The 11,660-nt window shown below is 72.2% G+C and carries 9 protein-coding genes; 6 read left to right on the top strand and 3 right to left on the bottom strand.

The window, feature by feature from the left end; all coding sequences use genetic code 11:
* The first annotated feature begins 34 nt into the window (after positions 1 to 34).
* Genes ACWD5Q_RS31735 through ACWD5Q_RS31750 form a run of 4 tightly spaced genes read left to right on the top strand, consistent with a single transcriptional unit; the run spans position 35 to position 6,177 of the window.
* Positions 35 to 1,402, top strand: a complete 1,368-nt coding sequence (locus tag ACWD5Q_RS31735; protein ID WP_451430526.1) for a cytochrome ubiquinol oxidase subunit I — start codon at positions 35 to 37, stop codon at positions 1,400 to 1,402.
* Entirely contained in the window at positions 1,395 to 2,657 is a 1,263-nt protein-coding gene (locus ACWD5Q_RS31740; protein ID WP_451430527.1) for a cytochrome d ubiquinol oxidase subunit II, read from the top strand. Before ACWD5Q_RS31735 ends, ACWD5Q_RS31740 begins: the two co-directional genes overlap by 8 nt.
* The gene (locus ACWD5Q_RS31745; RefSeq protein WP_451430528.1) at positions 2,654 to 4,468 is read left to right on the top strand and encodes an ATP-binding cassette domain-containing protein; all 1,815 of its coding nucleotides are present in this window, start codon (positions 2,654 to 2,656) and stop codon (positions 4,466 to 4,468) included. Before ACWD5Q_RS31740 ends, ACWD5Q_RS31745 begins: the two co-directional genes overlap by 4 nt.
* The gene (locus tag ACWD5Q_RS31750; protein WP_451430529.1) at positions 4,465 to 6,177 is read left to right on the top strand and encodes an ATP-binding cassette domain-containing protein; all 1,713 of its coding nucleotides are present in this window, start codon (positions 4,465 to 4,467) and stop codon (positions 6,175 to 6,177) included. The genes ACWD5Q_RS31745 and ACWD5Q_RS31750 overlap by 4 nt, the downstream gene beginning before the upstream one ends.
* A gap of 119 nt (positions 6,178 to 6,296) precedes the next feature.
* On the opposite strand, the gene ACWD5Q_RS31755 is transcribed toward ACWD5Q_RS31750, so the two are convergent.
* On the bottom strand, positions 6,297 to 6,914 hold the full coding sequence (locus ACWD5Q_RS31755) for an FMN reductase (RefSeq protein WP_451430530.1): 618 nt from the start codon (positions 6,912 to 6,914) through the stop codon (positions 6,297 to 6,299).
* Positions 6,911 to 8,035, bottom strand: coding sequence for an LLM class flavin-dependent oxidoreductase (locus ACWD5Q_RS31760; protein WP_451430531.1), 1,125 nt, complete (start codon positions 8,033 to 8,035; stop codon positions 6,911 to 6,913). Before ACWD5Q_RS31760 ends, ACWD5Q_RS31755 begins: the two co-directional genes overlap by 4 nt.
* Positions 8,036 to 8,206: 171 nt before the next feature.
* Between ACWD5Q_RS31760 and ACWD5Q_RS31765 the strand changes: the two genes are divergently transcribed.
* Positions 8,207 to 9,277, top strand: a complete 1,071-nt coding sequence (locus ACWD5Q_RS31765; protein ID WP_451430532.1) for an AraC family transcriptional regulator — start codon at positions 8,207 to 8,209, stop codon at positions 9,275 to 9,277.
* On the opposite strand, the gene ACWD5Q_RS31770 is transcribed toward ACWD5Q_RS31765, so the two are convergent.
* A complete protein-coding gene (locus tag ACWD5Q_RS31770) occupies positions 9,263 to 10,243 on the bottom strand; it encodes an alpha/beta hydrolase (RefSeq protein WP_451430533.1) in 981 nt (326 codons plus the stop codon). The genes ACWD5Q_RS31765 and ACWD5Q_RS31770 overlap by 15 nt on opposite strands.
* Positions 10,244 to 10,599: 356 nt before the next feature.
* On the opposite strand from ACWD5Q_RS31770, the gene ACWD5Q_RS31775 reads away from it, so the two are divergent.
* A complete protein-coding gene (locus tag ACWD5Q_RS31775; RefSeq protein WP_451430534.1) occupies positions 10,600 to 11,592 on the top strand; it encodes a helix-turn-helix domain-containing protein in 993 nt (330 codons plus the stop codon).
* The last annotated feature ends 68 nt before the right edge of the window (positions 11,593 to 11,660 follow it).

The following is an 11,660-nucleotide window of genomic DNA, read 5'->3' on the forward strand; positions in this document are numbered from 1 at the left end:
GCACCTACACGACCGTTGCTCCCCAGGAGTACCCATGGCTTCGCAAACCGTCGTCGAACTGTCTCGATGGCAGTTCGCGATCACCGCGATCTTCCATATGACCTTTCCCGCACTCACGGTGGGGCTCTCTGTGCTCCTCGCCGTCGTATACACGGTCTACGTGGGCACGGGAAACCCCCTGTACCTGCAGATCTTCCGGTTCTGGAAGAAGATCTTCGCCGTCGGCTTCGGGCTGGGTGTGGTCGCGGGCACGGTGATGACCTTCGAGTTCGGCCTCAACTGGGGTGTCTACGCCCACGCGGTCGGCCCGATCATCGGGGTCACCATCGGCATGGAGGTGATCACCGCCTTCTTCCTGGAAGCGGGCTTCATCGGCCTGATGCTCTACGGCGACGGGCGGATCAAACCGCGCACCATGGCCCTGGCCAGTTGGATGGTCGCCATCGGAACCCTGCTGTCCACCAGCTGGATCCTGTCGGCCAACAGCTGGATGCAGGACCCGGTGGGCTACCAGAAGGTGGCCGGCCAGTTCCACGCCAGGGACTGGGGTTCCATCCTGTTCAACCCGGCCTTCAGCCACCGCTTCCCGCACATGCTGCTGGCCGTGCTGATCAGTGCCGCCTGGTTCGTCGGCGGGATCTCCGCCTGGTACCTGGTCAAGAACCGGGTGAACGCCCAGCCCATGGCCCGCCGCTGTCTGTCCATCGCGCTGGGCGTGCTGGGCATACTGATGCCGATCCAGTTCTACGTGGGAGACGGCACCGCGGTGTTCATGGGCCAGCACCAGCTCCCCAAGCTGGAGGCGTTCGAGGGTAACTGGAAGACCGACAACACCGGCTACAACGTGTTCGTCGTCCCCAACACCGACAAGGGCGAGAACCCGGTGCAGGTGACGGTGCCCTATCTCGGCTCGGTCATCGCCGGGGACCTCAGCGGCAAGACGAAGACGCCCGGACTGCTGGGGACCCCGCCCGCCGAACGCCCCAACATGTGGAGCACCTTCTACGGCTTCCGCGCGATGTACTTCACCGCGCTGCTCATGTTCGGCACGGCCTTCACGGGCGTGGTGCTGCGCCTGCGGCGGCGCCTGTTCGACTCCCGGCGCTTCCTGCGGTGGATGGTGTGGATGACCCCGGCCGGGATCATCGCCATCACCGGTGGCTGGATCATCGCCGAGACGGGCCGCCAGCCCTGGGTGGTCTACGGCCAACTGCGCACCGCGGACGCGGTCTCCCATCTGACCGTACCCGAAGTCGCCGGCAGCCTCGCCGGTTTCGTCCTGCTCTATCTCACCCTGCTGGCCATCTGGGCCCGCTACATCGTCCGCACGGTCAAGGCCGGTCCCGAGGCGCTGCCCACCGGACCCGCCTCGCCCGACGCATCGGAGGCCCTCGTTGCTTGAGTACGCCAGTTACGCACTGGTCCTCTTCTCGCTCGGCATGTATGTCGTCCTCGACGGTTACGACCTCGGGGTGGGCATGCTCAGTCTCGCCGCCCGGCCGGAGCGCCGGCGGGAGTACAACGAGGTCGTCGCCACCGCCTGGGACGCCAACGAGAGCTGGATCATCCTGGTCGGCGTGGTCCTCTGGGCCGGGCTGCCCGGCGTCTACGCCGTGGTGATGCCCGGCGTCTATCTGCCGCTGATCGTCATGCTGGTCTCCATCATCCTGCGGGGACTGGGCCTGGAGATGCAGAGCGCGGCCAATGGCTACCGGCGCGGCTGGGCCCTGCTGTTCGGCGGGGCCTCGCTCACCGCCACCGTGTGCCAGGGCCTGGTGCTCGGCGCCGTGCTCACCGGACCGCACCAGCGCGACGGGAACTTCCGGGGCGCGGCCTTCGACTGGTTCAGCCTCTACGGCGTGCTGTGCGCCCTCGGCCTGGTCTGCGTCTACCTGCTGGCCGGGACCGCCTGGCTGCAGGACAAGACGCAGGGTTGGTCGCGGTCCGACGTCCGCCGTACCGGGCGGTCGCTGCTGGTGGTCACCGCGGTCATGGCCCTGGTGCTCGGGCTGATGCTGCGCGGCGCCGATCCGCAGCAGTTCCGCCTGGACCAGCCGGCGCGGGCCGTACTGTTCTGGCTCGCCGTCGCCGCGGCGGCCGCGGCCGCCGCGGTCGCCTGGTACGGCTTCGGCCGCCGCCCCGACTGGCGGCCGTTCGCCGCCGTCGCCACGATGACGGCCTGTGGCCTGGTGGGGCTGGCGGTCATCACCCTGCCCGTGGTGATCCCGCCAGGGGTGACGGTGCATCAGGCGGCCAGCCCGCATTCCTCCCAGCTCTTCCTGGTGCTCGGCGTGGGCCTGTGCATGCCGTTCGTCCTGGCCTACAACTTCTACGCCTGGCGGAGTTTCCGCGGCAAGTACACCGATGTGGCGGAGAGCCCCCTCCCGCCGCTGCGCGCCCGGGCCGGTTCCCTCCCGGCCACGCCCGCGCCCACCGGCATCGCAGGGACCGTGGCGCGACGGATCCTGCTGGTGGCGCTCGGCATCGTGGCCGCCGCCCTGTCCCAGGACGTGTTCGCCGGCGTCGCCGAGTGGATCGGCCCGGTCGGCATCACCGTACTGAGCTGCACGGCGCTCGCCGCGTGGATCATCGGCGACCGCCGTGACCGGAAGGCCGGATACTTCGACGCGGACTCCGCGCCGGAGGCCACCTCGTGAGCAGTACCGCCGTACTCCTGGACGAACTGGCGGCGGAGAAGACACAAGACCCGCTGCCCGCCAGGCTGACGGCATGGGCGGAACCCGGCCGGGCGGAGCTGCGCCGCGCGGGAGTCCTGCGCGGCGCGGCCCAGCTCGGCACCGTCCTGTGGGCGGGCGGGCTCGCCTGGGGCGCCCAGCGAGGCCTGTCCGCGCTCCGCGGTGACCTGCCGCCCGGGGCCCTGCTGCTCCCCGCCCTGCTGACCGCGGCCGGCGTGGCGCTGCGCGCGGTACTGCTGGCCGCGGGCGACGCCGCGGCCGCCCGCGGGGCCCGCGCCGTGCGGGAGGACCTGCGCGCCCGGCTGATCGGGGCGGCGCTGCCCGCCCAGGGCCCGGCGCGCACCGATCTGGACGACGCGGCGCTGGCCCAGGCCGTCGAGGGCGAGGTCGACCAGCTGACCGACTGGCTCACCGACTATCTGCCCGCGCGGACCACCATGCTGCTCGGCAGCGGCCTCGTCCTGGCCGCGATCGCCTGCCGCAGTTGGTTCGTCGCCCTGCTGGTGCTGGCGGCCACCCCGCTGCTGCCGGCCAACCTGAAGGTCATCGGCCTGGGCACGCAGACCGCCGTACGCGCCCAGCTCACGGCGATCCGCACCCACCAGGCCCGGCTCCTGGACCATCTGCGCGGCCTGCCCACTCTGGTCGGGCTCGGCGCCCACGACGAGGCGGCGGGTGCGCTGGCCCGGGACGACCGGGAGGTCGCCGACCGCACCGAGAAGGTGCTGCGGATCGCCTTCCTGTCCACCGCGTGGATCGAACTGCTCATCACCGGCACCCTCGCCGTGGTGGCGACCTACTGCGGCCTGGTCCTGCTCGACTATCTGCGCCTGCCCCTCGTCCCGGACCGCATGAGCCTGTCCGCCGCGCTGTTCGTGCTCGTCCTCGTGCCCGCCTACTTCGCCCCGGCCCGTGACCTGGCGGCCGGCTACCACGCCCGGGCCCGGGCGGGCGCTGCCGCCGAACTGCTGGCCCCGCTCCTGGACGCCTCCGGCGAGACCCTCTCCGACGCTTCGGGCGCGACTCTCCTCGACGCTTCCGGCGCGACGCTCTCCGACGCCTCCGGGGAAAGTGCCCTGCCGTCCACCGAACCCGAACCGCGGACCGGGCGGACCGCCACGGCGCCCCCCGGGGTGCACCTGGACAGAGTCACCGTCCGCCACCCCGGACGGGAAGCGCCCGCCCTGGACGAGGTGAGCGTGCGGCTCGAGCCGGGACGGTGCCTCGCCGTCACCGGGCCCAGCGGGGCGGGCAAGTCCACCCTGCTGGCCGTCGCGGCCGGTCTGGCCGCCCCGCACGGCGGACGCGCCCGCCATCTGCTGGACGGACGGCCCGTCCCGGCCGATCCCGGCCGGGTCTCCTGGGTGGGCCAGCCGGCCCATCTGCTGCCCGGCACGCTGCGCGAGAACCTCCTCCTGGCCCGTCCCACCGCGAGCGACCGCGACCTGCTGGACGCCGTCGCCGCCCTCGGTTTCGAAGACCTCCTGGCCGCGCTGGAGCAGGGCCTGGACACACCGCTCGGGGAACGCGGCACCGGCCTGTCCTCCGGTCAGTCCCAGCAACTCGCCCTCCTGCGGGCGCTGCTGAGGGACGCGCCCCTGCTGTGCCTGGACGAACCCACCGCGCATCTGGACCCGGAGGCGGAGCGGCGGGTCGTGTCCGCGCTGCGGACCCTGACCCGCGACCGTACGGTCCTGCTCGCCACCCACAGTCCCGCGCTGCTGCCGCTGGCGGACCAGGTCATCACGCTGGACCACGGGAGGGCCCGGTGAGCCGTCCCGGCGCCTGGCGCCTGTTGCGCACGGCGGTGCCGCGCCGCACCCTGGCGGCCGGCCTGCTGCTGGCCACCGCGGCCGAACTCAGCGGCGCCGCGCTGCTCGGTGTGTCCGGCTGGTTCCTGACCACCTGTGCCGTGGTCACCCTTCAGGCCAACACCACCTGGTCCTGGATGTATCCGTCGGGTGCCGTCCGGGCGCTGGCGCTGTCCCGCACCGGGCTGCGCTACCTCGAACGCCTGGTCAACCACCGGTCCCTGCTGACCACCCAGGTCGCGCTGCGCGCCCGGCTGGCCCGCGGCGCCGCCCGGCTCACCCCCCGCGAGCTGCGCGGACAACGCGACGGAACGCTGCTCACCCGGCTCACCGACGACGTGGAGACCGTCGCGGGCCTGCCCGCGAACGCGCTCGCCCCGTTGGTGGCGGCGGTCACCACGGCGGCCCTCGTCGAGATCCTGCTGTGGTGGGCGATGCCGCTGCTGGGGGCGGTGGAGCTGGTCGTCTGGGCAGCGGGCCTCGCCTGGGCCCGGGGGGCGCACCGCCGGGCCAGGACCCATCTGGCCACCGCCGCCGAGACCAGGGCGGCGCTGCGTACCGTACTGCTGGGCAGCCGGGCCGCCTTCAACGAACTGCGGTGCCTGGACGCCCTGCCGCAGGCCGCGCGGACGGCGACGAGCGCCGTCGCCGCCGTAGAGTCCGCGGAGTGGGCCGCCGCCCGGGCCGAACGGCAGGGCCGACTGGCGCTGCGGCTCCTCGCCGCGCTGGGGCAGGCGGCGGTCCTGGTCGTCGCCCTGCGCGCCACCCCGGCCCAGCCGATCGCCGTCGTGGTCGGCGAAGTACTTCTGGTGGCCGCGGGATGGGAGTTGCTGGAGCGACTCCCCCGGCTGGTGCAGCAGCTGGCCGGGGCCGGGGACGCGGCCGCACGCCTGGCTCCCCTGGCGGCCGGGGAGCGGACCGCGGACCGGCCGCGGCCGGCCGCCCGTTCCCTGCGGATGTCCGGCCTCCCGCTGCCGGGCTCGTCCACGGCGCTCACCCTGACCCTGGCGGGCCCCGCTCTGGTGCTGGTCACCGGCCCCAACGGCAGCGGGAAGTCGGCACTGCTCGGCCGGCTCGCGGGGCGTGTACCGGCCCCCGTCGGCACGGTGCTCGTGGACGGCACTCCCGTGCACGAACTGCCGGCCGGGGCCGTCGCCGAGACGGTCACCCTGGTCGAGGCCGACGACTGGCTGGCCGACGACACCGTGGCGGCCAATCTGCGTCAGGCGGCACCCTCGGCCGACACCGCGGCGCTCCGGGCCGCGCTGGAGGTGGTCGGCCTGTCCGCCCTGCCGCTCGACGCGCCGGTCGGCCCCGGCGGACGCATGCTGTCCCAGGGACAGCGGCGCCGTCTCGCCACAGCGCGGGCCGTGCTGAGGCGGCCTGCGGTGCTGCTGCTCGACGAACCCGTGGCCGGTCTGGACCGCACGGCCGCGACGGCGCTGCTGGCCGCGCTGGACCGGGCCCTGCCCGGGACCGCGCTGGTCATCGCCTTGCAGGAGCAGGACCTCGGGCTGCTGGACCGGGCGCCCACCGCGGTCGTCCGGCTCGGCGAGGACGCCGGCCGGACCGCTCCCGCGCGCCTTGCGCGCGGGCCCGAGCGCTCCGTGGCGCTCCACGCCGCCCCGGCCGGCGCGGGGGTCGCGGACCGCGGCCCCGGCCGGGAATGAAACCGGGCTCGCCGGGGCGCGGTTGCCCCGGCGAGCCCGGACCGGCGCGGTGACCGGATCACTGCCGAAAGCGCCGCACAGGACCCGCTGTGCGGCGCGTCGAAACCGTCCTCGACACCTCAGTCGAAGCGCAGGTCGGAGAGCTGCCGTTCGAGCGCGGTGACGTCGTCGTCCTCGGGATTCTCCTCGGCCGAACGGGCGGCCATGAGGGCGGCCAGTTCGCCGCCCGCCCGCCGGATGCGCGCGGGCAGACCCTCGGTGTATTCGTCGGCGCCGGATCCCCAGTCCTCGGAGGCCGCGTACACCGCGGTGGGCACGACCGCGGCGCGCAGATAGGCGAAGAGCGGGCGCAGCGCGTGCTCCAGGACCAGGGAGTGGCGGGCCGTGCCTCCGGTCGCCGCGATCACGACCGGCTTCCCGGTGAGGGCGTCCGGGTCGATCAGGTCGAAGAAGGACTTGAACAGCCCGCTGTAGGAGGCGGTGAACACGGGAGACACGACGATCAGACCGGTCGCGCCCGTCACCGCGTCGATCGCGGTGGCCAGGGGCGGAGCCGGGAATCCGGTGACGAGGTTGTTGGCGACGGCGACGGCCAGTTCCCGCAGTTCGATGACCTCGGTCTCCAGCTCGTGGCCCTGAGTGGCGAGTTCACCGCGGACCGACTCGGCGAGACGGTCCGCGAGCAGGCGGGTGGAGGACGGGGTGCTCAGCCCCGCGGACACGGCGACCAGCTTCATTCTGCGGTCTCTTCCTTCTCGGACGCCGCGGCGGCGTCTGCCTTCTCGGACGCGGCGGCGGCGACCCGGGCCGCGTGCGTCGGCGCGTCCGGCACATCCGCCGGGCGGCCGTTCGCGAACTCCTTGCGCAGGACGGGCACGACCTCCTCGCCGAGGATATCGAGCTGTTCCAGGACGGTCTTCAGCGGGAGGCCCGCGTGGTCCATCAGGAAGAGCTGCCGCTGGTAGTCGCCGACGGTCTCACGGAAGGACAGCGTCCGCTCGATGACCTGCTGGGGGGAGCCGACCGTGAGCGGGGTCTGCTCGGTGAAGTCCTCCAGCGACGGCCCGTGCCCGTAGACGGGCGCGTTGTCGAAGTAGGGGCGGAACTCCCGTACGGCGTCCTGGGAGTTCTTCCGCATGAAGACCTGGCCGCCCAGACCGACGATGGCCTCCTCCGGCCGGCCGTGGCCGTAGTGGGCGTACCGCCGCCGGTAGAGCTGGACCATCCGCCGCGTGTGCTCGGCGGGCCAGAAGATGTTGTTGTGGAAAAAGCCGTCACCGTAGTAGGCCGCCAGGTCGGCGATCTCCGGGGAGCGGATGGAACCGTGCCAGACGAACGGCGGTACGCCGTCCAGCGGACGGGGCGTGGCGGTGAAGCCCTGCAGGGGCGTGCGGAACTTCCCCTCCCAGTCGACCACGTCCTCGCGCCACAGGCGGCGCAGCAGCTCGTAGTTCTCCTTGGCGAGGTTGATGCCCTGGCGGATGTCCTGTCCGAACCAGGGGTAGACCGGGCCGGTGTTGCCGCGCCCCATCATGAGGTCCACCCGGCCGTCGGCCAGGTGCTGGAGCATCGAGTAGTCCTCGGCGATCTTCACCGGGTCGTTGGTGGTGATCAGCGTCGTGGCCGTGGAGAGAATGATCTTCTCGGTGCGCGCGGCGACATAGCCGAGCATGGTGGTCGGCGACGACGGCACGAACGGCGGGTTGTGGTGTTCGCCGGTCGCGAAGACGTCCAGGCCGACCTCCTCCGTCTTGAGCGCGATAGCGACCATCGCCTTGATGCGCTCGTGCTCCGGCGGAGTACGGCCAGTGGTCGGATCGGTGGTCACATCACCGACGGTGAAGATGCCGAACTGCATGGATCCCTCTTCTTCCGGCAAACGTGTGCGTGCTGAACGGTAGGCATCCGTCGGGCGGTGGTCGTGTCCGAGAGTGCACCGCCATGAGCCCTCCAGCGCCCTGCTTACCCTCAGACGTTGCGGGAGCGGGGGCGCTCCTTTGAGGATCGACGGTGTCAGCGGAGGCGACGTGTGCGAGGGGGGCCTGTGGTGCTGCTGCTCGATCTCGCCACCGTGGCGCCCCGTGAGCGGGTGGAGGCGTTCCGGCACGCGCTGACGGATTCGCTGGTGCCCAACGACATCGCCCACGAGGAGCCCCCGACGGGCATCCACGCCTGCATGGAGGTGTGGCGGGTGGGCGACCTGGACCTCTTCGCCACCCGCAATTCCGGCTTCGAGGTACGGCGCGACACGCGGCACGTACGCCACCACCGAAGCAATCCCGTGGTCTCCGTCTCGCTCCAGCCCGCGGGCCTCCACCGCGCCGAAGCCGGGGGCCGCCGTACACTGTTGGGGCCCGACGACATCTGCGTCTTCCACGAGCTGTCACCCCGTACGTACGGCTGGTCCGGCGACGGGGCCTCCCAGGCCATCATGTTCGACATGAACCGCCTGAACCTGCCGGTGGACGTGGTGGTCAAGGCCTCCCTGCAACTGCGCGCCAGCCCGCTGTACGACCTGGTCCTCCAGCACCTGCGCGGTCTGTGGCGTGATCCGGGCCGTCTCGAAGGCGATCCCGGGGCGTCGGCCCTGGCGAGCGCCACCACGGATCTCATTCGGGCGCTGCTGCTGTCGGCGGCGCACGCCGAGGGGACCGCCACGGTGCGGTCGGCCATGGAAGGCACGCTGCTCACCCGGATCATCGCCTACGCGCGCAGCCACCTCGCGGATCGCGACCTGACCCCCGGGCGGATCGCGGCCGAGCACGCCATCTCGGTGCGCCGTCTGTATCTCCTGCTCAGCGAGGCGGGCATCAGCCTGGAGCAGTGGCTGATCGCCGAACGGCTCACGAAGGCTCAGCAGATGCTGGCCTCACCGCGCTACGAGCGGCTCACCGTGGCGGCCGTGTCCGCACGGTGCGGATTCAGCAGCCCGAGCCACTTCAGCCGCCGGTTCCAGGCGGCGTACGGGCTGTCGCCGAGCGAGTGGCGCCGGCACGGTGACAGCGGCCCCTCCAAAGACGGGTCCGGCCGGGGCAGGGCGACGACGGGACCGGCGTCGGACGGGACCGGATCCCGCGCCGCCCGGTCAGACGGCATGTAGGGCGGCGTGCAGCGTGTCCGTCGTCTGGATGCGGACCGCCTTGGACGCGTGGGTGTCGCGGAGCAGGTCGAAGAGGACGAATCCATGAATCGTGCCGTGGTAGCGAGCGGAAACGACCGGGACGTCCGCCTCCCTCAGCTTCGCCGCGTATGCCTCGCCCTCGTCGCGCAGCACATCGGCCTCGGCGGTGACGACGAGGGCCGGCGGCAGGCCACGCAGCCGGGGGAGGTCCGCGCGCAGCGGGGACACGGCGCCCCGCGTCCGGGTCTCCGGGTCCGGCGCGTACTGCTGCCAGTACCAGCTCATGACGTCCCGGTCCAGGAAGTAGCCTTCCCCGAACTGGCGGTAGGAGGGGGTGTCCATCGCCGCGTCGGTCACCGGGCAGATCAGCACCTGGTGACAGATGGACGGCTCGCCGCGCTCCAGCGCGACGAGCGTGAGGGCGGCCGCCTGCTGGGCGCCCGCGCTGACGCCGGCGACCGCGATCCTGGCCCCGTCCAGCCGGCACTGCTCGCCGTGCCGGGCGATCCACCGGGCGACGGTGTACGCCCGCTCGACCGCGCCCGGGTATCGTGCGTCCTCCGGCCCGTCGTACTCGGGTACCACCACGGCGGCGTCCACGCCGAGGACCAGGTCCGCCACCAGTTGCCGGTGTGCGTGCGCGTCGGTCAGCATCCAGCCCATCCCGTGCAGATACAGCACCACCGGCAGGGGATGCTCGCTGCCGGCGGGGCGGAGGATCCGCACCCGGATCCGCTTGCCGTCGCTTCCCGGCAGAGCGAGCCACTCCTCCTCCACATCGGGCTCGTCAGGGCCCTCGCTGTTCCACAGGGCCGCCATACGGGCTCGGGAGGCGGCCGTGTCGGTGGTGCCGTCGACCGCGGGGCACGCGTTCGCCTCGATGAAGGCCCGAACCTGTCGTTCGAGGACAGGCTTCGCCCTCAGGGTGTGAAGGTCTACTTCCACGAACAACTCCTGCGTGGGGGGCAATTCACGGGCCGTGCGGAGGAGCAGCCCCCCACCCGCTCTCGGGCAGGGAGGCAGAACTCGGTGACGGACACAACTATGCCCGCACACACAATCCACCCTAGGCCGCCTGCCGCCGGGAGGCGGGCGAGGCTACCGTACTTACCCGTGCCGCTGCGTGCACACTTCGGATCCTGTTCGAGCTTTCGAACCCCGCACACCGCGATGTGCAGTCATATGACTTAACGCTTTTCCTCCTGGCCGCAGGAGACTTGTGGACCGGTGTGTCGAGAGTGGTGTCCGTCCCCCTTCAGCGCACCGTTCACTTCAATCCGGGGCGGCCGAAAGGAGTCCACGTGAGCACTCCGTCCAGGACAGCTGTCGCGCCGGGCACCGCAGCATCCTCCGATGTCGGCGCCACCGTCGCACGATGGCTGACCCCCATCCACGATCACCCGAGACAGGGCGACCCCCTGCCGGGCTCCATGACACTGCATCACTTCGGCTATGTGCGTCTGATCGCCTGTGAGGCCGAACCGCTGCGTCTCACCCACGGCCCGCGCGCGGCGGCCGAACACGACGGGGACGCGATCGCCCTGCTGGTTCCCCGCAACGGGACCGTGCGGCTGGTACAGGACGGCCGGGGTGCCCACGTGGAGAGCGGGCAACTGGCGCTGATCGACCTGCGCCGGCCCTTCTCGGTCGAACAGCGGGACACCGTCCGCATCATGTTCTTCCGCCTCCCCGCGCACGTCCTGCACGTCCCCGGGGACGCCCTGCGGACCCTCAGCGCCCGCGCCCTCACGCCGAAGGGCGGAGTGGCCGCGCTGCTGGCGCCCCTCCTGCGGCGCCTGGACGACACGGCTTCCCGGATCCCCGCCGCGGTGGGTGAGCGGCTCGGGGGCATCGTCACGGAGCTGGTGGCCGCCCTGATCGACGATGTCTACGAGGCCTGCGAGACGATGGACCGGCTCCCTCGGACCGGACCCCAGCAGTTGGTCGCCTCGATCCGTCAGTACATCGACCGGCACCTCCACGACCCCGATCTCTCGGCGGAGGACATCGCCCGGGCGCACCTCATCTCGGTCCGCTATCTGCACCGTCTCTTCCAGGGCGAGGGTGTCACCGTGGGCAGGCTGATCCTGCATCGGCGGGTCGAGGAGTGCGCCCGGGAGCTCGCGCGGCGCGGCCGGGTGGGCCCCTCCATCTCGGTGGTGGCGTCCCGCTGGGGCTTCCGCAACCCGGCGCACTTCAGCCGCGCCTTCAAGGCCGTCCACGGGGAGTCGCCGCAGCAGTGGCGTCGCCACGCGGTCGCGACCGCGGCGGTGCCGTCGACCACCCGGAGCTGAGCCAGGGCCCGGAACACGGCCGGACCCCCGGTCCGGACTCCGCACCCTGTCGGGGTGCGGAGTCCGGA

Source organism: Streptomyces sp. NPDC002513 (assembly GCF_053595355.1).

What these genes read in the sequence shown, in the direction of transcription:
- ACWD5Q_RS31735 (WP_451430526.1), top strand. Translation starts at nt 35, where the DNA reads ATGGCTTCGCAAACCGTCGTCGAACTGTCTCGATGGCAGTTCGCGATC.
- ACWD5Q_RS31755 (WP_451430530.1), bottom strand. Translation starts at nt 6,914, where the DNA reads ATGAAGCTGGTCGCCGTGTCCGCGGGGCTGAGCACCCCGTCCTCCACC.
- ACWD5Q_RS31760 (WP_451430531.1), bottom strand. Translation starts at nt 8,035, where the DNA reads ATGCAGTTCGGCATCTTCACCGTCGGTGATGTGACCACCGATCCGACC.